This is a genomic window from Pseudomonas sp. PDM01, from assembly GCF_014852325.1.
Lineage (GTDB): Bacteria > Pseudomonadota > Gammaproteobacteria > Pseudomonadales > Pseudomonadaceae > Aquipseudomonas > Aquipseudomonas migulae.
Genome location: NZ_JACVBK010000005.1, coordinates 173,851 through 199,001 on the forward strand (window position 1 = coordinate 173,851; position 25,151 = coordinate 199,001).

At 57.7% G+C, this 25,151-nt stretch carries 27 protein-coding genes, 1 tRNA gene and 1 pseudogene; 15 read left to right on the forward strand and 14 right to left on the reverse strand.

Features of this window, described 5'->3' with window-relative positions; all coding sequences use genetic code 11:
• Positions 1 to 149 precede the first annotated feature (149 nt).
• The 9 genes from IB246_RS14485 to IB246_RS14525 all read left to right on the forward strand — a co-directional run bounded on the left by IB246_RS14485 (position 150) and on the right by IB246_RS14525 (position 6,947).
• Positions 150 to 1,637: a sensor domain-containing diguanylate cyclase gene (locus tag IB246_RS14485; RefSeq protein ID WP_008036200.1), complete on the forward strand. Its 1,488-nt coding sequence runs from the start codon at positions 150 to 152 to the stop codon at positions 1,635 to 1,637.
• Positions 1,638 to 1,643: 6 nt separating this feature from the next.
• Entirely contained in the window at positions 1,644 to 1,838 is a 195-nt protein-coding gene (locus IB246_RS14490) for a cysteine-rich CWC family protein (protein ID WP_008025763.1), read from the forward strand.
• 57 nt (positions 1,839 to 1,895) lie between these two features.
• Positions 1,896 to 2,588, forward strand: coding sequence for a pseudouridine synthase (locus IB246_RS14495; RefSeq protein WP_008025762.1), 693 nt, complete (start codon positions 1,896 to 1,898; stop codon positions 2,586 to 2,588).
• A 313-nt stretch (positions 2,589 to 2,901) separates the two neighbouring features.
• Positions 2,902 to 3,786 (forward strand): alpha/beta fold hydrolase, encoded by an 885-nt coding sequence (locus tag IB246_RS14500; protein WP_008036199.1) that lies wholly within the window; start codon positions 2,902 to 2,904, stop codon positions 3,784 to 3,786.
• 180 nt (positions 3,787 to 3,966) lie between these two features.
• Positions 3,967 to 4,040: transfer RNA gene (locus tag IB246_RS14505), tRNA-Gly, on the forward strand.
• A gap of 314 nt (positions 4,041 to 4,354) precedes the next feature.
• Positions 4,355 to 4,900: a PAAR domain-containing protein gene (locus tag IB246_RS14510; protein WP_008036198.1), complete on the forward strand. Its 546-nt coding sequence runs from the start codon at positions 4,355 to 4,357 to the stop codon at positions 4,898 to 4,900.
• A 10-nt stretch (positions 4,901 to 4,910) separates the two neighbouring features.
• A complete protein-coding gene (locus IB246_RS14515; RefSeq protein WP_008036197.1) occupies positions 4,911 to 5,693 on the forward strand; it encodes a hypothetical protein in 783 nt (260 codons plus the stop codon).
• Positions 5,678 to 6,043, forward strand: a complete 366-nt coding sequence (locus IB246_RS14520; RefSeq protein ID WP_008036195.1) for a hypothetical protein — start codon at positions 5,678 to 5,680, stop codon at positions 6,041 to 6,043. The genes IB246_RS14515 and IB246_RS14520 overlap by 16 nt, the downstream gene beginning before the upstream one ends.
• Before the next feature lie 349 nt (positions 6,044 to 6,392).
• Positions 6,393 to 6,947 (forward strand): hypothetical protein, encoded by a 555-nt coding sequence (locus IB246_RS14525; protein ID WP_008036193.1) that lies wholly within the window; start codon positions 6,393 to 6,395, stop codon positions 6,945 to 6,947.
• Between the two features lie 52 nt (positions 6,948 to 6,999).
• Here IB246_RS14525 and IB246_RS14530 read toward each other — a convergent pair whose 3' ends face one another.
• The 5 genes from IB246_RS14530 to IB246_RS14550 are packed head-to-tail and all read right to left on the reverse strand — an operon-like array spanning position 7,000 to position 12,075.
• Complete coding sequence (locus tag IB246_RS14530; protein WP_007988247.1) at positions 7,000 to 7,317, reverse strand: cytochrome C oxidase subunit IV family protein; 318 nt, start codon at positions 7,315 to 7,317, stop codon at positions 7,000 to 7,002.
• A 54-nt stretch (positions 7,318 to 7,371) separates the two neighbouring features.
• Complete coding sequence (locus IB246_RS14535) at positions 7,372 to 8,082, reverse strand: heme-copper oxidase subunit III family protein (RefSeq protein ID WP_008036192.1); 711 nt, start codon at positions 8,080 to 8,082, stop codon at positions 7,372 to 7,374.
• A gap of 6 nt (positions 8,083 to 8,088) precedes the next feature.
• Positions 8,089 to 8,781 (reverse strand): cytochrome c oxidase subunit 3, encoded by a 693-nt coding sequence (locus IB246_RS14540; protein ID WP_008036190.1) that lies wholly within the window; start codon positions 8,779 to 8,781, stop codon positions 8,089 to 8,091.
• Complete coding sequence (ctaD, locus tag IB246_RS14545) at positions 8,778 to 10,553, reverse strand: cytochrome c oxidase subunit I (protein ID WP_008036188.1); 1,776 nt, start codon at positions 10,551 to 10,553, stop codon at positions 8,778 to 8,780. Before ctaD ends, IB246_RS14540 begins: the two co-directional genes overlap by 4 nt.
• A gap of 43 nt (positions 10,554 to 10,596) precedes the next feature.
• A complete protein-coding gene (locus tag IB246_RS14550; RefSeq protein WP_008036186.1) occupies positions 10,597 to 12,075 on the reverse strand; it encodes a cytochrome c oxidase subunit II in 1,479 nt (492 codons plus the stop codon).
• A 455-nt stretch (positions 12,076 to 12,530) separates the two neighbouring features.
• On the opposite strand from IB246_RS14550, the gene IB246_RS14555 reads away from it, so the two are divergent.
• The 4 genes from IB246_RS14555 to IB246_RS14570 all read left to right on the forward strand — a co-directional run bounded on the left by IB246_RS14555 (position 12,531) and on the right by IB246_RS14570 (position 14,523).
• Positions 12,531 to 12,869 (forward strand): hypothetical protein, encoded by a 339-nt coding sequence (locus IB246_RS14555; protein WP_008036183.1) that lies wholly within the window; start codon positions 12,531 to 12,533, stop codon positions 12,867 to 12,869.
• Positions 12,870 to 13,191: 322 nt separating this feature from the next.
• Positions 13,192 to 13,371 carry a type II toxin-antitoxin system HicA family toxin gene (locus IB246_RS14560; protein ID WP_007984690.1) on the forward strand — a complete coding sequence of 60 codons (180 nt, stop codon included), beginning with the start codon at positions 13,192 to 13,194 and terminating at the stop codon, positions 13,369 to 13,371.
• Between the two features lie 37 nt (positions 13,372 to 13,408).
• A complete protein-coding gene (locus tag IB246_RS14565; RefSeq protein ID WP_008036180.1) occupies positions 13,409 to 13,816 on the forward strand; it encodes a type II toxin-antitoxin system HicB family antitoxin in 408 nt (135 codons plus the stop codon).
• Between the two features lie 440 nt (positions 13,817 to 14,256).
• Positions 14,257 to 14,523, forward strand: a complete 267-nt coding sequence (locus IB246_RS14570) for a hypothetical protein (RefSeq protein WP_008036179.1) — start codon at positions 14,257 to 14,259, stop codon at positions 14,521 to 14,523.
• Positions 14,524 to 14,821: 298 nt separating this feature from the next.
• Here IB246_RS14570 and tam read toward each other — a convergent pair whose 3' ends face one another.
• On the reverse strand, positions 14,822 to 15,592 hold the full coding sequence (gene tam, locus IB246_RS14575) for a trans-aconitate 2-methyltransferase (RefSeq protein ID WP_008036177.1): 771 nt from the start codon (positions 15,590 to 15,592) through the stop codon (positions 14,822 to 14,824).
• A gap of 393 nt (positions 15,593 to 15,985) precedes the next feature.
• Here tam and IB246_RS14580 point away from each other — a divergent pair, with 393 nt between their 5' ends.
• Positions 15,986 to 16,489, forward strand: a complete 504-nt coding sequence (locus IB246_RS14580) for an inclusion body family protein (protein WP_008036175.1) — start codon at positions 15,986 to 15,988, stop codon at positions 16,487 to 16,489.
• A gap of 126 nt (positions 16,490 to 16,615) precedes the next feature.
• Positions 16,616 to 17,152: an AidA/PixA family protein gene (locus IB246_RS14585; RefSeq protein WP_008036174.1), complete on the forward strand. Its 537-nt coding sequence runs from the start codon at positions 16,616 to 16,618 to the stop codon at positions 17,150 to 17,152.
• Positions 17,153 to 17,250: 98 nt separating this feature from the next.
• Here IB246_RS14585 and IB246_RS14590 read toward each other — a convergent pair whose 3' ends face one another.
• From IB246_RS14590 to IB246_RS14625, 8 genes and pseudogenes are all read right to left on the reverse strand, one after another.
• Entirely contained in the window at positions 17,251 to 17,754 is a 504-nt protein-coding gene (locus IB246_RS14590; RefSeq protein ID WP_008036171.1) for a DUF4142 domain-containing protein, read from the reverse strand.
• 73 nt (positions 17,755 to 17,827) lie between these two features.
• Positions 17,828 to 17,986 carry a KGG domain-containing protein gene (locus IB246_RS14595; protein ID WP_008025734.1) on the reverse strand — a complete coding sequence of 53 codons (159 nt, stop codon included), beginning with the start codon at positions 17,984 to 17,986 and terminating at the stop codon, positions 17,828 to 17,830.
• 118 nt (positions 17,987 to 18,104) lie between these two features.
• Positions 18,105 to 19,454 (reverse strand): bifunctional diguanylate cyclase/phosphodiesterase, encoded by a 1,350-nt coding sequence (locus IB246_RS14600; protein ID WP_008036168.1) that lies wholly within the window; start codon positions 19,452 to 19,454, stop codon positions 18,105 to 18,107.
• An 87-nt stretch (positions 19,455 to 19,541) separates the two neighbouring features.
• Positions 19,542 to 20,180 (reverse strand): LysE family translocator, encoded by a 639-nt coding sequence (locus IB246_RS14605; RefSeq protein WP_008036165.1) that lies wholly within the window; start codon positions 20,178 to 20,180, stop codon positions 19,542 to 19,544.
• 17 nt (positions 20,181 to 20,197) lie between these two features.
• Positions 20,198 to 20,662 (reverse strand): fosfomycin resistance glutathione transferase, encoded by a 465-nt coding sequence (gene fos / locus IB246_RS14610; protein ID WP_008036164.1) that lies wholly within the window; start codon positions 20,660 to 20,662, stop codon positions 20,198 to 20,200.
• 750 nt (positions 20,663 to 21,412) lie between these two features.
• Entirely contained in the window at positions 21,413 to 22,744 is a 1,332-nt protein-coding gene (locus IB246_RS14615) for an MFS transporter (RefSeq protein WP_008025730.1), read from the reverse strand.
• Positions 22,745 to 22,924: 180 nt separating this feature from the next.
• Positions 22,925 to 23,851: pseudogene (locus IB246_RS14620) on the reverse strand (hydroxymethylglutaryl-CoA lyase).
• Complete coding sequence (locus IB246_RS14625) at positions 23,848 to 25,041, reverse strand: CaiB/BaiF CoA transferase family protein (protein ID WP_008039511.1); 1,194 nt, start codon at positions 25,039 to 25,041, stop codon at positions 23,848 to 23,850. The pseudogene IB246_RS14620 and the gene IB246_RS14625 overlap by 4 nt, the downstream one beginning before the upstream one ends.
• Positions 25,042 to 25,151: the final 110 nt, after the last annotated feature.

Consider the following 25,151-nt stretch of genomic DNA (forward strand, 5'->3'; position numbering starts at 1 on the left):
TGACCTGTAGGAGCGAGGCTTGCCCGCGAAGACGTCAGCACAGGCACCACAAGACCTGATCCTCGCCGATTCACCCAGCAAATCCCGCAGTTATTTCCCCGCAGTCCCACTAGAATGCTCCCCAACGGGCCACTGCCAACGGAATCGCCATGCTGCTTCACTCGCCGCTGTATTCGCAACGTTCGCTGGTCCTCACGCTGATCGCGCTGCTGGGCGCAGGTTTTCTCGCCACGTCATTTCTCAGCTACTACGCCTCGCGCGCCTCGATCCGCGACAACATCGTCAACACCGAGCTGCCGCTGACTTCGGACACGGTCTACTCGGAAATCCAGAAAGACCTCGTCAGACCAATCCTGATTTCCTCGATGATGTCCCGCGACACCTTCATGCGTGATTGGGTGGTCAACGGCGAACACGACCCCGACCAGATGACCCGCTACCTCAACGAGGTCATGACCCACTACGGCGCCTACACCGCATTTTTCGTCTCCAACGGCACGCTCACCTACTACCACGCCAAAGGCGTGCTCAAGCAGGTCAAGGTCACTGAGCCGCGCGATGCCTGGTATTTCCGTGTGCGTGACATGGCTGCCCCTTACGAGATCAACGTCGACCCGGACCTGGCCAACAAGGACAATCTGACGTTCTTCATCAACTACAAGGTCTACGACTACAACAACCGTTTCATCGGCGCGGCAGGCGTTGGTCTGACCGTCGATGCGGTGATCAAGCTGATCGACAAGTATCAACAGCGCTATCAACGTAGCGTGTATTTCGTCGACAGCTTCGGCCGATTGGTGCTTACCGGTGCCGAGGGTGGCCCGCAGGGCGCGCATATCGGCCAGAAACTCAACGACCTGGAAAGCATGAAAGGCCTGGTCAACCAGCTGCCCAAGCCCCACAGCGGCAGCTACGAATATTCCGTCCAGGGCCAGGGCCATTTCCTCAACGTGCGCTTCATTCCGGAACTGAACTGGTACCTGTTCGTCGACAAACGCGAAGACGGCGCCCTCAGCGAAATCCGCCAGTCGCTGTACCTCAACCTGCTGATTTGCCTGCTCGTGACCCTGACTGTGCTGGCCCTGCTCAACCGGGTGATCAAGCGTTATCAGGGCAAGATCCAGGCGCAGGCGACCCTCGACAGCCTGACCGAACTGCCGAACCGTCGCGGCTTCGATCTGCTGGCCGCACAAGCCATGCACGAAGCCCAACGCGAGCCGAAACCGCTGACCGCCTTGCTGCTGGATCTGGACCACTTCAAGGCCTTGAACGACACCTACGGTCACCTCGCCGGCGATCAGGTGCTGATCGGCTTCGCAAGGGATCTGGAGAGTTGCCTGCGCCATTCCGACATCGTCTGCCGTTGGGGCGGTGAGGAATTCATCGTGCTGCTCAAGGACACGGATGGTGAGACCGGTCTGATGATTGCCGAGAAAATTCGCCAGCATGTCGAAGAACAGCTTTATGCCTACAACGGTCACACCTTGCATCTGACGGTCAGCATTGGCTTGACCACGCTGCAACCGGATGACACCTTGCACACCCTGCTCTCCCGCGCCGATCATGCGATGTATCGGGCCAAGCAATCCGGCCGTAACCGTACCTGCGCGGAAATGCCTCACACCAGTTATGCATAGTCCTACATGAACAAGCCTGAATTCTGCCCGGCCTGCGGCGCCTCCAACGACTGCACCCTGGCCGACCCGCGAACCGCCGATCGGGCCTGCTGGTGCTACGGCGTCAGCATCGACCCGGCGGTGCTCGAAGCACTGCCGCCCGAACTGCGCGACAAATCCTGCCTGTGCCCGCGCTGCGCGCAGGTCGAGGCGCAGTTGTAAGCATCCTTGTGGCCGATCACGTAAGATGCGCGGCCCGTTTCCTTCCGATGTTTTGTCATGCGTGTTGACCGTTTCCTCAGCAACCTGCCCCGCTTCAACCGTAAGCAGGTTCGCCTGTTGCTGGTGGAAAAGCGCGTGCGGGTTGACGGAAAAATCGTCAGCGACCCTCACACCGAGGTGCTGGAGTTCAGCCGCGTCGAAGTCGATCAAGAAGTGCTGCAACTCGGCAAACCCGCCCGCTACTTCATGCTGCACAAGCCCCCCGGTTGCGTCAGCGCCACCCGCGATCCGGAACACCCGACGGTCCTTGATCTATTCGACGAGCCGGACAAGGAAGACCTGCACATCGCCGGCCGCCTGGACTTCAACACCACCGGCCTGATGCTGATCACCAACGACGGCAGCTGGTCACGACGCCTGACCCAGCCGCAGACCAAATTGCCCAAGGTCTACTACGTCGAGACCGAGCAAGACATCGGCCCGGAATATGCTTTGAAATTCAGCGAAGGCCTGTACTTCGCCTTCGAAGACCTCACCACGCTGCCGGCCGAACTGGCGCTGCTCGGGCCGAAATCAGCGCGGCTGAGCATCGTCGAAGGTCGTTATCACCAGGTGAAGCGGATGTTCGGCCACTTCGACAACAAAGTGCTGCGCCTGCACCGCGAACGCATGGGTCCGCTGGTGCTCGACAGCACGTTGAAACCGGGCGAATACCGCCCTTTGAGCGATGAAGAGATCGGATTGATCTAAGCAGCCTACCGCTCAGCAGAAGTTGTCGAACAATTTACGAATGGCACTTGCGCGATGCCAACTCCCCTGCTTGAATCAGGTCGTCAGCCGAAATGTGACTGACGAGTCACAACATACATCTAAGAAACTTTTTGTCGGTTAGAGAACCTCAAGGTTCCGCCTCAGACCGACAGACTGCCCGCCAATAACAACACCCGTCGACCGGACTGCAATGGATCGACATGGGCCTTCAAATTCCAGGCATATGCCTACCTGTCACAAAGCTCGTGCAATCTCATTTGCGCGCATACCCGCTTGCCAGGAGTCTTATGACATGAGGCCAGAAATCGCTGTGCTGGATATACAAGGTCAGTATCGGGTTTACACGGAGTTCTATCGCGCAGACGCCGCAGAGAAGACCATTATCTTGGTCAACGGCTCGATGGCCACGACTGCGTCGTTTGCACAAACCGTGAAAAACCTCCACCCGCAGTTCAATGTGGTCTGCTACGACCAGCCCTACGCGGGCAAGTCAAAAGCCCACAACCTGCATGAGAAATTGCTGACCAAGGAAGTCGAAGGGCAGATCCTCCTGGAGCTGATCGACCACTTCGCCGCCGAACACGTGCTGTCGTTTTCCTGGGGTGGCGCCGCGACCCTGGTCGCCCTCGCCCAACAACCGCGACGGATCGAAAAAGCCGTGATCAGCTCGTTCTCCCCGGAGATCAACGCGCACATGCTCGACTACCTCGAGCGCGGCGTCGACTACCTCGGCAGCCGTGACGGCGACCGGGTCGGCAACCTGGTGAACAGCACCATCGGCAAACACCTGCCGACCCTGTTCAAGCGCTTCAACTACCGTCACGTCAGCAGCCTGGCCGATCATGAATACGGGCAGATGCACTTCCACATCAGCGACCTGCTGCACAGCGACCGCCAGTGCTTCTTCAAGGCTGCGGAGAAAATCAACGTGCCGGTGCTGTTCATGAACGGCGAATGGGACGAATACACCGCCGCCGATGGCGCGGCATTGTTCGCCAACCACGTGCAACACGCCACGTTCACGACGCTGGATGCGACGGGCCACTTTCTCGACATGGAACACAAAGCCGCCTGCCGAGACAGTCGCAATGCGTTGCTGGGTTTCCTGAAACCTGAGCAACAGGCAAGCCGACCGCGTTACCACTACGTCCAGGACCACCATGCATTGTCCATTTGAAACAGCGTCATCGCGAGCAAGCTTCGCCCTATAGCGTTAACGCCAATCTGTAGGAGCGAGGCTTGCCCGCGAACGACCGCCACCCGGTCCGATGTCTTGTTTCACCTGTGCCAAAGCCCTCACGCGCAAAGAAAAACTTCATTTTCATGCGCACATCTGGTACAAAGTCAGCCGCTCTGAGCGGGTGTCGTATAATGGCATTACTCCAGCTTCCCAAGCTGATAACGAGGGTTCGATTCCCTTCACCCGCTCCACTATTTTCAAGGCCTCCAGCCTACCCCGCGTCAACAAGGTATCTGTTTCTGTTTTTTCAGAACACGAACAAACTAAAAACAGATACCAGTGCTTAGTCGACTTAGACCTATTGCGCCCCTCCTGCACGCTGGCAACTGGCCAACACACCACTATTCGCATGCCACCCACAGCTGATCAGGCTTAGTCATATAACTCTGGTTCATCATCTCCCATCCCATGCCCAGGCATGACCCCGCGAACATCCGCGCGGGCTATTTTCCAGCACAAGTCTGATACAGTCGCCCTCGTTAAATTCGTTGACAGGGAGTCAAGCATGGCAAAGCCAGCTGCACGAATCACCGACCCAACCAGTTGCCCCATACCTGGGCACGGCTCCAAAGCTATCGCCTCCGGCTCTCCTGATGTGTTCTTCGACGGCCTTGCAGCCGCTCGCAAAGGGGACACGTGTACTTGCGGTAGTGCGTTAGCCTCGGAAGTGTCCGGCACAGTGTTTATCAACGGCAAAAACGCCGCATTGGTCGGCACTGTCGGAACCCATGGCGACGTCGTAATCGGCGGTTCGGGTACGGTCATCATCGGAAGCTCCCACACCCCTGCCCCCTTTACTCCGCCTACGCCCATGGTCATTCACGGGAACTGGATCGGTTTTAAGATTTCCGCAGAAGAAAGCTACAAAGGATTTGCTTGCACGGCTCACTTTGACGATGGGTCTTCCATGCCCGGCGTCTTTGACGCAAACAACTCGGTCAAATTTTCCAACCCCACCGGAAAGGCATGCCATACCTTGGCATTTGCCCAACACGAGAACACCTGCACAACCGCAGGTATCGACGGACTGCTGAACGATATTTTGGGATAAGGATATTCTCGTGACGGAACCGAACCTGGTAACCGGAAGTTATGTTGTAAAAAGTGAACATACGCTCGACCGATCCCCCCTTGAGATGGCGGTTGCAGGCATGGAGGGGGCGGCCAGTCGTTTTTCCATCGATGCCATAAAGGACGAACGCGTCCGCGCAAGCTACGAGGGCAATATTCGACGAATGTCACAGCAGATATTCGCCGAGGTGCGGGCCGGCAACATAAGCGTTGAGGACGCGACAAAGTTCAGCAATGAGATGCGCAACAAAATCATGCTCGAACACCGCAAGCTGACCTCTGCGCAGGGCCTGGCCATCGTGCAAAAAAAGAAGAAAACCGGGAAAACACACAGCGAAATCCTGAACGAAAAATCTCAAACCCAGTTCAACAAAAATTACGAACAACTTTCAAAGGCCCAACAAAAAGAAGTCCTGTACAAAGCGCTGGAGCGGTCCGGAAGTGCCAATGCCAAGTTCACCTCTGGCACCAAAATCATGTCTGTTATGGGCAAGGTTGGCATCATCATGACAGCGGTGCTGGCCACTTACCAAATACTGAACGCAGACGACAAGGCCAAGGAAACGGCTCGTCAAGCCACGATCCTGGGTGGTGGTGCGGCGGGTGGATTTCTGGCGGGTTTGGGCATATCCGCACTTTGTGGTCCTGGAGCTCCGGCTTGCGCCATAGCCGTTGTTCTCATCGGTAGCATTGCTGGTGGCATTGCAGGCGGGGTCGCGGCTGATACGTTCGACGCAGAGCTAGAGGAGCTGGCCCATTGGGACATATTCTGACCCCCGCGGAACGAGCCAGCATCCAGATCGCGCTGGCAGAGGCTTTTGTAGACAGCACTGTCGACTACGCCTCTATTGCAGAACGAATCCGGGGCTATGACCCAAAGGTCGTTGAAGACATCTTGTACTCAGAGGTCGCGCCTGTGTGTTTCAGCAACCTTGAAACGCCCGTCCCTCCTGTTTGGACTGGTTTTCAGGATGAATGGTTACTAGATGAAATAGCCAAAGAACTCAAAGCGCGAGAAAACAGTTGGCTGCGACGTAGCTTCGACCTGTTAAAAGTTACATGGCTACGCTACAGCTACGGTTACATTTGGAAGGAGCTCATGAAATTTAATCAATTCCAGTAGCCCACCTGCACCAGCTTCCCTAGCTGATAACGAGGGTTCGATTCCCTTCACCCGCTCAAATCGAATTTATGTCTCACGTCAGGATGATTTTGACGGGAGACGCAGAAACACAAAAAACCGGTCCAAGTGACCGGTTTTTTTGTGCCCGGAATCTGGAGCCCTGCGAGCCAGCCGCAAGGCCAGGCGACCCGATGCCCCTACCCTGCCCGCACGCCATGCAGTGCTATACTTTTCATGGCTTGAACGAAGTGAGAAGCGTTGCCCACGGGTACCGATACCGACTGCAAATTCCGGCAAACAGCTGCAAGACAAAGGAGGTCTACGGCAAGCACGGGATGGGAGGTGTGGCATGAATCGACACTATTACATCAGTGACAATCTCGACGACCTTGAAGCCGTTGAAAATGAACTGGAAGCCAACGGCATCAACTCCGAACAAATCCATGTGCTCAGCGAACATGTGGCTGATGTTGAACAACATCACCTGCACGAGATCAACTCGTTGATGGAGCAGGATGTCGTTCACTCTGGCGAAATCGGTGCGGTGATCGGTTTGCCACTCGCCGCGTTGGTCCTTGGCGGCGCCTACTGGCTGGGCTGGACCGAATCCGTCGCAGGCTGGATGCCTTTTATCTTTCTCGCCGTTGTTATATTCGGCTTCTGCATCTGGGAAGGCGGTTTTTTTGGTATTCAGGTGCCAAACGCTCACTTCCGCAGTTTCAAACAGGTGGTAGAAGAGGGAAAACACATTTTCTTTGTGGACGTCGAGCCGAATCAAGAGCCGGTTCTGGACGGGGTTATCGGACACCATCCACTACTGAAGATCGCCGGTACGGGCACGGCAGCCCCTCACTGGACAGTCGCCTGGCTGCACAGGTGGCATCAGTTCAAACGAACGATATAACGGCATTTGTTGCCGATCAGTCCCCGGAGGCTCAAGGTCGTCCGGGCGTATCCTATTGACCGAAGAAAATCACCCGGCTGAGAAACACATAGTCCGCCTCGGTGGCCATCAGTCCGACAAGCACCAGCAAACACAACGGTGGCACCAGGATGGCGTAGACCATGGCCAATCGTTCCCAGGCCATGTGCATGAAGATGGAGACGATCAAACCGGCCTTCAGCAACATGAAAGTGATGATCAGGGCCCAGCGAAGGTAGCCGTGGAAGTGAAAGTAATCGACCAGGTACGACAGGGTACTGAGGACGAATAACAGCCCCCAGATTTTCAGGTACAGGCTGATCGGATGTTGCTGACCTTGAGCATGCGCCATCATCAGTGCTCCTCTGCGGATCCTGCTCTCCCCTTCATGAACAGCGTCCCGGACTTACCATAAATAGAAAAACGCAAAAATAAACACCCACACCAAATCCACGAAGTGCCAGTACAGCCCGGCTATCTCGACGTTTTGATAGTTTCCGGAGCGCTCATAATCTCCCCGCAATACTTTCCTCGCCACAATGCTGAGGTAGAGGGCGCCGATGGACACATGCAGCCCGTGAAAACCGGTAATCATGAAAAAGCTGGCGCCAAATTGCGCCGCTCCCATGGGGTTCCCCCAGGGACGTACCCCTTCTGCGATGAGCTTGCTCCATTCAAATGCCTGCATGCCGACGAAGGTCACGCCCAAGGCAGCGGTCGCCAACATCAGGGCGGTGGTTTTCGCGCGATCACGGCGATACGCATAGTTCACGGCCATGGCCATGGTGCCGCTGCTGCTGATCAGCACAAACGTCATGATGGCGATCAGAATCAGCGGGATTTCTCGACCGCCGATGGTCAAGGCGAACACTTCACTGGGGTTTGGCCAGGCCGTGGTGATGGTCATGCGAACCGACATGTAGCCGGTCAAGAAACAGGTGAATATAAACGTGTCGCTGAGCAGGAATATCCACATCATCGCCTTGCCCCAAGGCACCTGCTTGAAAGCCTCCTTGTCCGAGGCCCAGTCATTGGCGATGCCTTGCCATCCTGGTGCAGACGGCGAGCCGAGGGGATTGGATGAACTTTCGCCTGGAGCTTGTGGATGCGATGCCATGGCTGATCACCTCAAGCCGCAGAGTCTGGCGATGGCTTCATAAGTCTGTGGCGTGCTGGTCAGCAAAGCGAATAACACAATCCACAGACCCAACAAGTAATGCCAGTAGATGGCACAGAGTTCGACGCTGGCGCTGAGTTGCGGCAACGGCACGCGACTCAGGAATCTGGCGACGGTCCTGCCCCAGGCAAACAACCCGCCCAGCAGGTGGAGCCCGTGCACACCGGTCAACAGGTAGAAGAAGCTATTGGCCGGGTTGCTGGCGACAAAGTAGCCCCAGGCGACAAACTGCTGCCAGACCCAGAACTGCCCCGCCAGAAAGGCAATTGCAAATACGCCTCCCACTACAAAGCCAATGACCGTTGCGTTCAGCCGAGCCTGGCGAGCGGCCATGCGCGCCCACTGCAACGCGATGCAACTCAACACCAGAAATGCCGAATTCACCCAGAGTTGCCATGGGTTGGCTAACGGCGCCAAGGGCTCTGTCAGGGGTAGCCAGTCGGACATTTGTGAACGGGCGATAAAGGCCAGCAGAAAGAGAAAGAACAACGAACTCACCACGACCAGAAACAGGCGCAGGCCTATTTTTGCGGTCTGGTTTCGATTGGCACCTTCAGCGGACTGAATCCCTTCGGGATCACGACTCCAGCTGCCGTTGGGGTCCGCGCCGTCGGCGTTTTTCAACAGCAGTCTGTTCATGTTTTAACGTCCGCTGCCCGGGTTCCGGCACTGAGCTGCCGCATCTGTTCCAGCTCCTCGGCGGAGACTGTTTGCGGCACGAAATCCTGTTCGATCCCCGGAACGCTGTAGTCATAGGCCCAACGATGCACGACCGGCAGCTTCGCGCCCCAGTTACCGTGTATCGGCGGAGTGTTCGGCGTTTGCCACTCCAGGCTGGCCGCGCCCCACGGGTTGCCGCCAGCGGGCTTACCCTTGAATGTGCTCCAGGCCAGGTTGAACACAAACAGCAACTGGGAAACGCCGACGGTCAAGGCCACCACCGTAATGAAAGCATTCAACTCTTGCGCCGACTGCGGGATGAACGCGTAGTTGTCATAAGCGTAATAACGGCGCGGCATGCCCTGGAAACCCAGGTAGTGCATGGGGAAGAAGATGGCGTAGGTGCCCAGGAAAGTAATCCAGAAATGCAACTTGCCCAGCGTGTCATTCAACAGGCGACCGGTGACTTTCGGGAACCAGTGATAAATGCCGCCAAACACCACCAGTACCGGCGCGACGCCCATGACCATATGGAAATGGGCGACGACGAAATAGGTGTCCGAGAGCGGAATGTCCACGATCACATTGCCGAGAAACAACCCGGTCAGGCCACCGACCAGGAAGGTGACGATAAAGGCCAGGGCAAACAGCATCGGCACGGTCAGATGAATGTCGCCGTGCCACAGGGTCAGCACCCAGTTGTAGACTTTCAGGGCGGTCGGCACCGCGATGATCAAAGTGGTGACGGCGAAGAAAAAGCCGAAGTACGGGTTCATTCCGCTGACATACATATGGTGCGCCCAGACCACAAAACTAAGCACGCCAATCGCGATAATGGCCCACACCATCATTCGGTAACCGAAGATGTTTTTCCGCGCATGGGTGCTGATCAGGTCCGAGACCAGGCCAAACGCCGGGAGCGCAACGATGTAGACCTCCGGGTGGCCAAAGAACCAGAACAGGTGCTGGAACAAGATGGGGCTGCCCCCTTGATGATCGAGTTGCTGCCCCAGCGAGATGATCGCCGGCATAAAGAAACTGGTGCCCAACAGTTTGTCGAACAGCATCATGACGGCGCTGACAAACAACGCCGGGAACGCCAGCAAGGCCATGATCGAGGCCATGAAGATTCCCCACACCGAGAGCGGCATGCGGAACAACGTCATGCCGTGGGTGCGCGCCTGCAACACCGTGGTGACGTAGTTCAACCCGCCCATGGTGGCGGCAACAATAAAAATCGCCAGAGAGACGAGCATCAGGACGATGCCCCACTCGACACCCGGTGTCCCCTGAGTAATGGACTGTGGCGGATAGAGCGTCCAGCCCGAACCGGTGGGGCCGCCCGGGACAAAGAAACTGGAGAGCAACACCACGACTGCCAGCAGGTAAAACCAGTAGCTGAGCATGTTGACGTAGGGGAAGACCATGTCGCGGGCGCCCACCATCAGCGGGATCAGATAGTTGCCGAAGCCCCCCAGAAACAAGGCCGTCAGCAAATAAATAACCATGATCATGCCGTGCATGGTCATCGCCTGGTAATAAGCACTGGCGTCCATGAACGCCAAACTGCCGGGGAAGCCGATCTGCATGCGCATCAAGCCGGACAGCACCACAGCGATAAGACCCACGAACAGCGCCGTCAAGGAATATTGAACGGCAATGACCTTGTGGTCCTGACTCCAGATGTATTTGGTCAGGAAACTTTTCGGCTCGTGCAGTGCCTCTGTTTCGGCTTGCTCCGCATAGGCCATCACGTCATCCTCCGGCCGAAGTTTCAGTGTGTTTCTGGCGGCTTTACGGCGACTTCCCTGGCTCAGCCTTGCTCGATTCAGCGTCAGCATTCGCTTTGGATTTGATAAAAGCGATCAGGGCGTTCAGCTCCTTGTCGCTCGGCGTGAAGGGCGGCATAACGGCTGCGTAGCCCTTGACGATTTTGGCAGCGGGATTGAGAACCGACTCTTTCAAATAGCCCTCATCGACCTTGATGCTCGTACCGTCGGCAAGGGTTTCTGCCTTGCCATACAGGCCCTGCCAACCGGGGCCGATACCCTTGCTGCCATCGACACTGTGGCAGGCCAGACAACCGAGCGACTGCGCCAGCCTCTGTCCCTGTGCCACCAGGTCGTCACCTGAGCCCGACACGTCGCCGGTAGACGGTTCTTCGGCTGGCTGCCCGGCACCCAGCGATTTGATCAGGGCGATGAGAGCAGCCAATTCATCATCCTTGAGAGTATAGGCCACCATCACCGGCGGGTAGCCTTGCACCAGGCGGGCCTTCGGATCGAGGATCGACTCTTTGAGGTAAGCCTCATCGACCTGCACGCTGCTGCCATCGGCGAGTTGTTCGGTGCGGCCGTACAAGCCCTTCCATCCCGGGCCGAGACTGGCACTGCCATCCTGGCTATGGCAGGCATGGCAGCCGTATTGCTCGACCAGTTGGCGGCCTTTTTCCAGCACGCTGTCCCGACCGGGCCTGGCGGCCGTGGTCAATGTCTGCGCAAAGGTCGGTTGGCTGCCCAGCCACTGAGCGAAGGCGGCCTGGTCGACCACGATCATATTGCCGCGCATGTTGTAATGACCGACGCCGCAATACTCGGCACACAGCACTTCATACTTGCCCATGACAGTTGGCGTAAACCAGAAGTACGACACCATTCCCGGCACCATGTCCATCTTGCTGCGAATCTGCGGTATATAAAAATTGTGCAGAACATCTTTGGAACGCAACAAGACTTTCACTGGCTGATCGATCGGAAGACGAACTTCATTACTTCTGACTATTACATCGTCCTGTCCAACAGGGTCCTTGGGATCAAGACCGAGTGGATTGACCGAATCAACAAGCTTGATATCCGACTTCCCCAACTTCCCGTCCTGGCCCGGAAAACGAAAAGCCCATTGCCATTGCTGGGCGACCACCTCAAGTTCATACGCATTTTTGGGCACCCGGATGAAATCGTTATAAACAACAAGACCTGGCGCCAACATCCCGGCAATCCCGATCGACGTCACGACAATCAACCAGAATTCCAAGCGTTTATTTTCTGGCTGGTAGGCGGCCCTGACGCCTTCCTTGTGACGGAAACGCATGACGGCCACCGCCATGAACACGGTGATGGCGATGAAAAATATCCCGCTGATGACCAGCGTGATGAACAGCGTGGTGTCTATTGACCCCCAATTGGAAGCGGGTGGTGCCGCATGCCAGGGCGCTAATAAATGGAAGAGCACGGATGCAATAACGATCAGGACAAGAATAATTGCCATTGCCATTTTGCCTTCTTCCTATTCCTGTCACTCATTGGCATGCATAAGCATCCCCACAGAACAGCAGCGTCTAATCACGACTCATCCGACGCCAAAACAGGCTGACCCAATACCACCTTTCGTCGTGGCAAAGTTCGCTGGAAGTATAGTTCATGGCCGCTACAGACGCTGTTGCTACAAGGCCCGCGCACCTGGATATTCCAACCTCGACATCAAGCGGATTACTTAAAACCTATTCGCTATATCTAACTGTCTCTATTCAGTAACACCCCTTCAGACTAATAAGGCGCGCAGAGACATCGAGTAAGCGAAACGCGGTGGCCAGCTATAATTAGTATCTGTGTTACGCAGGCAGGGATCGGCTGAAAATGCCACTGAAGACGGTCCTTGTCGGGTATAGCGGTCAGACCCATGACGGCTAAGAGCTACAACGTCCAGCCGTCCACAACGGAGATTTCGTCATGAGTGCCTTGACGATCGAAGGCTGGTGCAAATTCAACGGCGCACAAAAATCGACCCCAATAGGTGAAATCCATTTTTACGTCGATGGCCCCCTCCACCGGGGCCTGGAGGAGGCTGAAGAACGCTTGCAGGAGACCCATGAAAAGGAAGCCATGGTTGACGTCGACATGAGCACCCTGGAGTTGATCTTGCCAGGGGGGTACGGGCCTTTGTCCGACTGCCAGATGCGCGTCTATATCCACAACGAGCGCGGTCAGTTTCATCTGGTGGGACATCGAGCGAGTGATGGCTGCCTGATCTACAGCAACGCGGTTTTGGTTGATCAGTTGATTGATTAGCGGCTAAGGGATTTTCGGTTCTCAAATGCGCGAAAGGGGCGGACGAAAAGAGTGGCGTCTGCCCTGTTTCAAAAACCGGCTTTGATAGCCGGTTTTTTATGCTTGAAGATTGAGCTACGCAAGCGCTTCGGTTGGGCTGGCAAAACCCCGCAATATAGAAAATGCCTCATTTAAGGCCATCTCCACCCCCTATCCTCACGCCCTCCTAGACTCGTTTCTTACCACCTGTCCATCGATGCCCGAGAAGGCTCAGTGGTTATAGTGTTGATCATAAAAATTCAGTAGGTATAGTAACCACCTAAGCACACCACACGGAGGTGATGTGAATAGCCGATTTTTGATAAGCCAAATCGTTGCGGATGGCTGGTATCTGGTTCGAATCAGGGGTAGCCATCATCACTTCAAGCACCCGACCAAACCGGGGCTGGTGACAGTTCCTCATCCGAAAAAGGACCTGCTCAAAAAAACGGCAATCAGTATTTTGCAACAGGCGCTGCTCTGACGATCTCAATGCGCGGCGTCCCTGGAGGACAATGAACATGCTTTACCCAATTGCGATTTCAATGGGCGATGACGAACACGCTTGGGGCGTGGAGGTACCGGATATTCCGGGGTGTTTCTCTGCGGGTGAGGATCTTGATGATGCGATGGCCATGGCTCGCGAAGCCATTGAGGGCCATTTCGAAATTCTTGCCGAGGACGGTTCACCGATTCCACCCGCGAACAAAGTCACTCTGCACGCGGCCAATCCTCAGTACGCTGGTTGTACATGGGCGGTGGTGGATATCGATGTTACCAAGTACTTGGGCAAAGCCCAGAAGCTGAACATTACCCTGCCGGGCTACCTTCTCAACCGCATCGACGAATACGTACTGCATCATCCGGAAGAGAAAAGCCGCTCAGGTTTTCTGGCTTCGGCAGCTCTCAAGGTATTGCAGCAGAGCTGAAGATCTTGTTTCAAACATGCTCAACCGGCCCCAAGTGGCCGGTTTTTTTGTGGGCGGGATATAGTGAAACGTTGATTGCGATTGCCCCTTACTGATGGCCCTAAAGTGGCCAATAGCTGAATAGGCAAGGTCCTACACGACTCTGGGAATTGTCCGTAGACTTGTCCATTGCTGTGTTTTTGTCACGAAGCCTATAGTCCGTTCACGCCAAAAAGGCGTATCGGGTTTGGCGACTCGATGACAACGACCCAGAAGCCTCGGAGTTTTTCCGGAGCTTTTCTGACTGCACTTTGCTGCGCTTTTTTTGGTGGCTGTGCGTGGGAGACCTTCGGGTCTGCCGGTTTTACCGTTGTCCGGTTCGCCAACCCGCGTACAGCTACCACCCTATTGTTTGGCGACGATTGAGTGGTAGGTCTTTCACCTACTAACGGTAACCACTCATGAACGAATATATGGCTTTAACCAGCAACGCCGACGACCTCCCCACCTTCTACGTCAACACCACCCAACCGCTGCATTCCCTTCTCAGCTCCACCCGCTACAGAATCGGCGCGGTAACGCAGGTCCTGGAAAACCTCGCGATGCGTGGTGAAATCATCACCGACTCGGTGATTCTCAGCGACTTCGCACTCCTCTGCTCAATACCGCTACGCGATGGCTGCGACGTGATGGATGTCATTGCACGACGTATGGATGCTGAAAAGTAGTGCCGTGATTTGAGGGCGTCTTTCGGGGCGCTCTCCGCATTTAACCGCCCCACGTATAGTTTCCGTATAGATCCCCGCCACCCAGTAAAGAAGCCGTAGCGCCCCCTCAAACCCGCCCAAAAACCACCTACCCTGCCCTCTCACCTTTCACGCAGAGATCAGCATGGACAATTCAGAGTTGGGGCTCATGATCATTTCAATGATCGGGTTATTCGGCTTTGCGTCGTTTCTTTTCGATTACTTGAGCACCAAGCGAAGGGACAGATGACGTTCAGCGTTATCCGTCCCTTTTCCGCATTTAGCGGGTGGCGACGATGAACAATCGCGGGAATGGCAACAGCACCGAACCATCGCTCAGCGTCGGGTACGCCTGTTCGATAGCGGTGTGATATTGCTTGAGGTATTGCGCCTTTTCCGCGTCATCCAGCGGTTCGAGAAACGGCCGCAAGCCGCTGCCCTTGAACCACTCGACCACGCCCGAAGCGCCGCCCGCCAGCGGATGATGGTAGGTGGTGCGCCACACATCGACGCGCGCGCAGTGCGGTCGCAGCATCGAGTAATAGTCGCTGGCACTGGCCATTTCCGTGCGTTGCCCGGCGGCGTCCGCCAATTTGCTGGCCCACGGGCCATTGGCAGCGACGTCACGCATCAGGCGATGGGACGGTTCGTTGAGGTTGTCGGGCATCTGAATCGCCAGGCTACCACCGGGAGAAAGCTTGCTCACCAGAGCCGGCAGCAAATTCGCGTGATCGGGCAGCCACTGCAACACAGCGTTGGCGAAGATCACGTCGAACGGACCGCTCTCGTTCCAGGTGCCAATATCCACGGTGTCGAACTGCACCTGCGGCAAGCGCTTGCGGGCGGCTTCGATCATGTCGGTCGAACTGTCGACGCCGCGCACCGTAGCGCTGGTGAAGCGTTCCACCAGCAGCTCGGTCGAGTTGCCGGGGCCGCAACCGATGTCGATGGCCGAACGTGCTTCAACGGGCGGGATCGCCGCGAGCAGATCCCGGGCCGGGCGCGTGCGTTCATCTTCAAAAGCGACGTATTGCTTGGCGGACCAACTCATTGCGTTCTCCTGTCGAATCGTTGTCCGGGCCTGGGCCGACAACCGGTTCGCTACGATACCTCGCCCCACGCATCCCTCCCTACCCGACTTTTGGATGTTCGAAGGATATGCAGGTCGTTTCTTATCGCCAAATGATCAGAATTCATAACCAGATCGACCGTTCGTCGAGCTATCAGCAAAGCAGTTTTGACAGCCTGAATTTCACTTCTATAGTCCAATCGCGGCCCGTCGGAAGGAACCCGAACCCGTTGGTTTGTACTCAAGGAGCAAGGCCAGCTCATGTCCGTGACAGGTGGGTTCCGTCCGTAGTGTTTGCGCAACGACCGCAAGGCAAGCAAGCGTTGTTGAGCCTGGAAAGATGCCAGGCATTCACTATGAACAAGGAGTTTCACTATGTCTCGAGTCACGGATGTACTGGTTTCCATCGACACCGAAACCATTCTGAAAAACTACCCGAACATCAGCAAAAACCCTGCTGCGCCGACACTGATCGACGTCAATCACGTGTACATGGTGACCAACCAGAACAACGTGGTGAGCGGCCAGGCCGGTGGCGAACTCAACTTGAAAGCCCAGGTGGGCGACCTGATTCGCTGGCGTGAAACCAGCCTGTCGCAGAGCTTCGAGACCGCGGTGATTTTCTATAAATTCATCGGCAATGTCGGCCTTGACTTGATCTCCACACCCACGCCACGCAAGGCTACTGCCTGCGTAGCCGTGCCCAACACCAGCAATCCATCAGTGCCCAGCTGCCAGAAAGTCGATAACCATTACTGGTCTTCGGAAACCCTGTCCAGCGGCAGCGTGACCTATCACTTCCACTTCCTGATCGTGGATCGCGAGTGCAAGATCGTCGGCTGCTGTTCGTGGGACCCGTTCATTACCATCCGCAACTGACGAGCGTCAGGCCCCTTGGCAACGAGGGGCTTTTGCTGACTGCGTTGCCGCCTCGACAGGAACGGAATGCCTTGCATAAACCGAAGCGGCTACCGTCAAGTGTCACCATCATGAAAGGAATCCATGATGACTTCCGAACCGATCAAATCTCCTTCCTCAAGCGTCGCGACTGCCAACAATGTGTTGCTGATCGTCGATGCCGAATCACTGCTTCTACGCTACCCGAACCCGAGTCTTGAGGCGGAAAATCCGACACCCATTTCCGATGGATTCGTCTTCAGCATCAACGGATCGTCAGAACCACAAAGTACAACAAATGACAGCCTAATTACGTTGACCGCTGGCAGCGATGCGACTTTCCATATCCGCGGAAGAACCGTCAGCTTGCTCGCTGAGCACAGCGTAGTGTTTTACGAGATATCTGTTGGTGATGCCGGCGTATTGTCGACGCCGGAACTGGTGGTACGGGGCGACCTCACAGTGCCAGCACCCGACACTGAAAACCCGACTGAACCGGGTACTCACCAAGCCGATGATCATTATTGGGCATGCACCCGACTCGCCGCCGGAGTTGAGGCGTGTGAGCTGCATTTCATGCTGGTTGATAAAAACTGCGAGGCGTTGGGGTATTTCAGTTGGGCGGTTGAAATAAGGGTGCCCTGATCTGTAGGAGCCGGCTTGCTGGCGATGGCATCACCGCGGTTAATCAGCCACACCGCGTTGTCCGGATCGCCAGCAAGCCGGCTCCTACAGAAAGCGCGTCAGCAATCTGCTTGCAGCGCCCTGGCCATTTGCAGGTGGTTCTGCAGTTTGGGCAGGGTTTCTTCAGCGAAGGCTTTGATTTCCGGTACGTCCGTGCTCTGCGCCTCCTGCTCCAGTTGTTCGATGGCTTCCTGCGTGGTTTTCACCTGGCTGGCGGCGTATGCCTGATCAAAAGAATCGCCCTCCTGCACTTGCGGCATCAAGGCTTTGGCCTTGTCGACCACCTCTTCCCGTGGCGCCACCGGCAGATCCAGTTGCCTGGCGATTTTCGCCAGGTGCTGGTTCGCAGTGGTGCGGTCGTTGATGACGATGATGGTGAAGTCCTTGATCTCTTTGGATTCGGATTTCTGGTGCGCCAGGCGACTGGCTTCGATGTCGGCCATGCCTTTGGCCGAGGCATCGTCGATGAATTCGGCGGGTGACTGGGCAAAGGCACTGCTGGCACACAGGCCCAGTAACGTGGCAAATCCGGTGCTGCATAATCGGGTGGCCATCTGGCTCATGGTCGCGCCCTCCTCTCTATAAATTCAAACGGGAGCTTTCGCTCCCGCCTCTCAATCAAAACCACTTTCACCACTACTTGGATTTCTGGCCACCTTTGCGGCCCATGTCGGGTTTCAAAGGTTCTTTATCGACAGTCGTGGTGGTCGTTTTCCCACCTTTGCGACCGGCTTCAGACGCCTTCGTTCGATCGTTGGCGAAACTTCCCGAGTTCGAGTTTCTTGAGTTAGGCATGATTCTCTACCTCTTGGTGATGATCGCAGCGAGCAGGAGCCCGCATAGGATCTGAATTTCCATCACCGCAAAGGTTTAAAAAAAAACGGGATCGACGCGACGAACGGTGCCGTGGTTTTCAGGCCCCGAGTCGCAGGTGATGCTGGCGTTTGGCTGTGTACATCGCCTCGTCGGCATGGCGGAACAATTGCTTTTCTTCCGTGCCATGCTCGGGAAAATGCGCGACGCCGATGCTCAATTGAATGTTCAGGCTGTGCCCATCCAGCCGCAGCGGTTGCGCCAGGATATGACGGATTTTGCCCGCCACGCTGTCGGCATCTTCCGAGGCCTGAATGGTGTGCAGCAGCACCACGAACTCATCGCCGCCGATGCGCGCCACGGTGTCGGTTTCCCGCACGCAGCCTTTCAGGCGATTGGCGACCGCTTGCAGCAGCATGTCGCCGACTGCATGGCCGTGGGTGTCGTTGACTTCCTTGAAGCGGTCGAGGTCGACGTACAACAGCGCCATGCGCCCGCTTTCCGACTTGGCCAGTGCCAGTGAGGCTTTCAGCCGGTCCCGGAGCAACTCGCGATTGGGCAGTTGGGTCAGTTGATCGTATTGGGCCATGCGCTGCAGTCGGGCGTGCAACTGCTTGCGCTCGATGGCGGTGGCGACCTGGGCGCACACGAACTGCAACAGTTCCTTGTCTTGCTCGGTGTAGCGCTCGCCGCCCGCCACGCTTTTGACGATCAGTGCGCCGATGGTGCCTTTCTGGGAGTTCAACGGCACGCCCAGCCAGCATGGCGAATGCTGGCCCGTGACCAGCGCCTCGAATCCTGCGGGGGTGTTTTCCTGATTCGGGGTCAGCAGGATCGGTTGACCGCTGCGGATAACTTCGGCACACAAGCGTCCGGTCACCGTTCCAGGCTGTTCGGGTTGCTGCTCGTTGTCGTCGACGTGGTAAGGGAAATTGAGCTGCGCGCAATGCTCGTCATACAGCGCCACGGAGAAGTTCAGCGCCGGCAGCCATTCACCGATGATCAGGTGGATGCGTTTGAACAACGCCAACAAATCTTCCGCCGCGTGGGCCGCTTCGGAGATCGCGTACAGCGCCGCTTGTCGGGACTCGGCCTGCTTGCGTTCGGTGATGTCACGGGCCACGGCGATGCGCAGTTGATCGACTTCCGACCAGCGTGCGGACCACAGGATATGCACCACCCGGCCATCCTTGCGCACGTAGCGGTTTTCGAAGTTGAGTTTGGGGTCGCCGCCCATGATCTCCCGCGCGGCGTCGAGGGTGCGCTGGCGGTCGGCGGGATGCACCAGTTCGATCATCGGCTGGCCGACCAACTCGTCAGGCGTGTAGCCGAAAATGCGCTCGCAGGCCGCGCTGACAAAAACGAAGCGACCCTGTTTATCGACCGCGCAAACGGCGTCCAGCAGTAGATCAATGTAACTCGCCGACGGCGCGGAATTTCTGGTTGCCATGGTGCAGAGAGCATGTCCGAACAATGCAGCAATAAAGAACCATCCCTGACCAGTGATGATGCCGCTGACGCGTCCCTGCGATCAGTTTCAAGCCTTGTTCGGCATCAGCCCCGGCAAGGCATGCACCAGGGCGTTGATGGCGAAACCGATAAACATCACCCCGCACAACCGGGTGATCGCCAGTTCATGCCGTTGATACAGGCTGCGCACCTGCCGTGCACCGACGATGCCAATGAGGATAGCGTAGGCGATCAAACCGCCAACGAAGCTCAGAACGATCAGCCAGGGCAACATCGACCAATGCAGCAGTTCCGCACGGCTGGACAGCAACGCCGTAAAAGTCGCCACCGCCACCGGGTAAGCTTTGGGATTGGTCAGACCGAACAGAATGCCGTGCCAGAATGGCTGCCGCGCCGGGCCTTGCGGCGCTTCGGCGCTGCTGCGTTTGGCCCGCACTGCGCGCAAACCGAGCCAGAACAGATAGAGCCCGCTGAGCACGCCCAACACGTCAAACGCGGTGCTACCGATTTCCCGCGCACCGACAATCGCGATCAGCGCGGTGCTGCACCAGACCACGTCCCCGAGCAAATGCCCGCACAAAAAGCCTGCCCCTGCCCTTCGCCCACGCGCTGCACCAATACCGAACACCGCCAAAACGCCGGGCCCGGGCGTGATGCCGTAGATAAAGCCCGAGGCGAGAACGGCCATTAACAGCGATGGGGTCATCGGGAAATCCTTTTGTACTATCCGGTGAATGGGCGCAAGTCTATATCAGGTCCCGAGGAATCGACTGACTGATCGTCGAAGAACTTCATTCCTGCGTACGGCCGCTGACGACAGGCTGCCAATCGCGACGCCAGGTCGCCGACATGGACTTCGAGCTTGTGGCTGTCGGGGTCTAGGAAGTAGAAGGACGCACCTTCGCTGCGGTTATCGCGCCATTCGCGGACGTTGGCGGCACGAAGGCGCTCAACGAATGGCAGGAAGCCGGATGCGCTGATGCTGAAGGCGTAATGGGTGTAGTCGGTGGCGGGTTCAGTGTTGCGCAGGGGATCGAGGGAAAGGCACAACCACAGGCCGGGTAGCGAGAGATAGGCGCCGGAGTCCCATGTGGCGCTTAGCTGAAGTTGCAAGAGGTCGTGATAGAACGCCACGCTGCGGTTCAGGTCGGTGACGGCGAGGGTCAGGTGGTTGAGGCCGGTTAGCAATCTGATTACCTCGAACGTCGGAAGATAGGCTGTGCAATATCTCGTCCTCAATCCGCTCATACAACCCGTTCAACGTCTGATCCAGGACCAGATCCCTTGAATGAGCGGCCGGACGGCGTTCCGTTTACCAGCGATAGCGGTCTGAGATTGCAATGCCGATTTCGAGGGCCCCATCGCCGGCAAGCCGGCTCCTACAGGGTTGTGCGTGCTTTGGGAGCGATTGTTATTACCTGAACGCCGCGGTCTTGTAGGAGCTGGCTTGCCAGCGATGGCGGTCTGAAATTGCAATGCGGTTTTCGAGGGACCCATCGCCGGCAAGCCGGCTCCTACAGGGTTGTGCGTGCTTTGGGAGCGATTGTTATTACCTGAACGCCGCGGTCTTGTAGGAGCTGGCTTGCCAGCGATTGCGGTCTGAGATTGCAATGCTGTTTCGAGGGACCCATCGCCGGCAAGCCGGCTCCTACAGGGTTGTGCGTGCTTTGGGAGCGATCGTTACTGCCTGCACGCTGCGGTCCTGTGGGAGCTGGCTTGCCAGCGATGGCGGTCTGAGATTGCAATGCCGTTTTCGAGGGCCCCATCGCCGGCAAGCCGGCTCCTACAGGGTTGTGCGTGTTTTGGGAGCGATCGTTACTGCCTGCACGCTGCGGTTCTGTGGGAGCTGGCTTGCCAGCGATGGCGGTCTGAAGTTGCAATGCGGTTTTCGAGGGACCCATCGCCGGCAAGCCGGCTCCTACAGGGTTGTGGACTTCCCTAGAACTTGTCGAGTGTGCGCAGTTTTTGCGGTAACCCCCACAACAACAGCGCAACCGCGATCAGCGCGCAGACGCCGATGACGTACAGCGCCGGTGTGGTGCTGCCGGTCAGGTCTTTGATGCGCCCGACCATGACCGGGCTGACGATGCCGCCGAACTGGCCGAGGGTGTTGATCACCGCGATCCCGCCCGCAGCCCCTGCGCCGGCACCGGCCAGCAGTTTCGGTGGCAGGGTCCAGAAGCTCGGAATCGAGGCGATGATCCCGGCGCCGAGCAAGCCCAGCGCGACGATCAGGAAGGTCGTGTGGTTGGCGAAGATCCCGGCACAGAAGAACCCCAGCGCGCCCACCGCCACCAGCCCGGCGACAAACTTGCGCCGCTCGCCGGTCGAGTCGGACAACCGCCCGATCACCACCATGCTGATCGCGCCGCAGATGTACGGAATCGCGGTCAGCAAACCGATCATCACCGGGCTCTCAGTGCCTGCACTGCGGATCAGTTGCGGTGCCCAGAAGTTCAAGCCGTAGGACGCCACCTGAATCAGGAAGTAGATCAGCCCCAGCGTGAGAAAACCGGGAATCCGCAGCGCGGCGAGCAGCGAGCCACCACTCTTGTGCGGTTCGTGGTGAGCGATGCGGCTGGCCAGCAACGTCTTCTCCGACGGTGTCAGCCAATGGGCATCTTCGATGCGGTCCTTGAGCAAGGTCAGCACCAGCAAACCAAGGCCGATGCACGGCACGCCGCCGAGCAGAAACAGCCAATGCCAGCCGCGCATGTCCAGGAAACCATCGAGGTGTTGCAGCACCAACCCGGAGAACGGTGCGCCGACCAGCCCGGCAAATGCTGATGACAGGAACAGCATCGAGGTGATGCGCCCACGATAATGCTGCGGGAACCACAGCGTCAGGTAATACAGGACGCCCGGCGCAAAACCCGCTTCCATCGCGCCGATCACGAAGCGCAGCGCGTAGAACTGCCATTCGCTGTTGACGAAGACCATCGCCGCCGTCGCAAGGCCCCAGGACATCATGATTCGGGCGATCCAGCGCCGGGCGCCGACCTTGTACAGCATCATGTTGCTCGGCACTTCGAAGATCACGTAACCGACCACGAACAGCCCGGCGCCGAGGCCGTACGCGGTGTCGCTCAGGCTCAGGTCGGCCTGCAACTGGAACTTGGCGAAGCTGATGTTGATGCGGTCGAAAAAGGCGAACAGGTAGCAGACCATGATCAGCGGCATCAGGCGCCAGGCGACTTTGCTGACCAGGGCTTTTTCTTCGTCGTGGCTAACGGACGGGCTCGCGCCCGCCTCCAGTACGTTAAGGCTCATGCTGTTTCTCCAGGCGGACTTCCCGTGGGTGTCCGATTGTTTTTGTTGTCTGGTTGGGATGCTGTTTTCTGTAGGAGCCAGCTTGCTGGCGATGGCGGTGGCGGTGGGTCAGGAGACACCTATATTGGATTTTCCGGCCTCATCGCCGGCAAGCCGGCTCCTACAGGGGTGTTGGGTGGGTCAGGAAGGCAACGGGTGCAGGTCGCAATTGCGGCCGGCCTTGGCCAGTTGGCCGGGGACTTCGTGGCCGAGCAGCGCGGGCAATCCTCGCGAAAGCTTCAATAACAACGGCAGATCAATGCCGGTATGAATGCCGACTTCATCGCACAGGTTGACCAGGTCTTCGGTGCAGATATTGCCCGAGGCGCCGGGTGCGAACGGGCAACCACCGAGCCCGCCGAGGGCCGCGTCGAAGCGTCGGGCACCCGCCTCGTAAGCCGCCAGCACGTTGCACAAGCCTAGGCCGCGGGTGTTGTGGAAATGCAGGGTCAGATCCGCTGGCGAAACCCGCTGCAACACCCGCCGCACCAGCCGATCCACCTGCCGTGGATTGGCCATGCCAGTGGTGTCGGCCAAGGTGACGCCCTGAATCCCGAGTTCCTGATATTCATCGACGATTTGCAGCACGCGGTCCTCATCGATCTTGCCCTCGAACGGGCAACCGAAAGTGGTGGCGATGCTGCCGTTCAATCGCACCTTGGTGTCTCCCACGTATTGCACGATCTCGCCGAACGCCGCCAATGAAGCTTCGCAACGCATGCGCATGTTGGCCAGGTTGTGGGTCTGGCTGGCGGACATCACCAGGTTCAGCTCATCGGCGCGGCACGCCAACGCCCGTTGCGCGCCCTTGAGGTTGGGGATCAACGCGACATAGATCACCCCCGGTTAGCGGGTAATGCCCTTGAACACCAGCTCGCCATCGCGCAGGGCGGGAATGGCTTTGGGCGACACGAACGAGCCGGCTTCGATGCGGCTGAATCCAGCCAGTGACAGCTGATCGATCAACGCGATTTTGTCGACCGTTTCCACCCAGGTCGGCTCTATCTGCAAGCCGTCGCGCGGGGAGACTTCCTGAACGATCAGGGTCTCGGAAAAATCAGTGATCATTGCACCACCCCTTCAGTTTTCAGGCGTTCGATGTCCGCATCCGTCAGGCCCAGCCCCGCGAGAATCCCGTCGGTGTGCTGGCCCAGGCCCGGCCCCGACCAGTTCACGCCGCCGGGGGTTTCGGAAAGTTTGGGCACGATGCCCGGCATCTTCACTTTCGCGCCACCGGGCAGGTCGGCGCTGAGCAACATGTCCCGCGCCTGATAGTGCGGGTCGGCGACGATGTCGGCCACGGAATAGATGCGCCCGACCGGTACTTCAGCGGCTTCCAGCGCCGCCAGCACGTCATCGATGGGCAGGCTGCTGGTCCAGTGGGTGATGGCGGCGTCGAGCACATTACTTTTCAATGCGCGGCCATCGTTGTGGGCAAACTCAGGCGCTTCGGCCAGATCGCGGCGACCGATCACCTCCATCAAACGCTTGTAGATCGGGTCACTGTTGCCGGCGATCACCACGTAGGCGCCATCGGCCGTCAGGTAGGTGTTGGACGGCGCGATGCCCGGCAAGGCACCGCCGCTGCGTTCGCGAACATGGCCGAGCATGTCGTATTCCGGCACCAGGCTTTCCATGACATTGAACACGCTTTCAGCCAGCGACACATCGACCACTTGCCCCCCGCCCTGCCCGGTCTTGACCCGCATCAGCGACATCAACGCACCAATCACCGCGTGCAAAGACGCCAGGGAATCACCGAGGCTGACACCCACCCTCGCCGGCGGCGAACCGGGGGTGCCGGTGGTGTAGCGAATGCCGCCCATGGCCTCGCCGATGGCGCCGAAACCCGGGCGGTCGCGGTAGGGGCCGGTCTGGCCGTAACCGGAAATGCGTACCAGCGTCAGGTTGGGATTGAGCGCGTGCAGCACGTCCCAGCCCAGGCCGAGTTTTTCCAGGGCGCCGGGACGCAGGTTTTCGATCAGCACGTCGGCGCTGGTCGCCAGTTGCTTGACCAGTTCAATGCCTTCAGGGGATTTCAGGTTCAGCGCCAGGGACTTCTTGTTGCGCGATTGCAGGTACCACCACAGCGAGGTGCCTTCGTGCAGTTTGCGCCATTTGCGCAGGGGGTCGCCCTGGCCCATGGCTTCGATCTTGATCACTTCGGCGCCGAACTCGGCGAGCATGCGCGCGGCGAACGGCGCGGCAATCAGCGTGCCGATTTCGATCACTTTGATTGCGCTCAGGGGGGCAGTCATCGCGGGGTACCTCTTGTTCTTGGAATATGCGCCAAGGCTAGAGGAGCGAGGGGAATGGAATCCAACCTTCAGTTGGCAACGGGCGTTCGCCAAACGCGAACGCTCTGGAA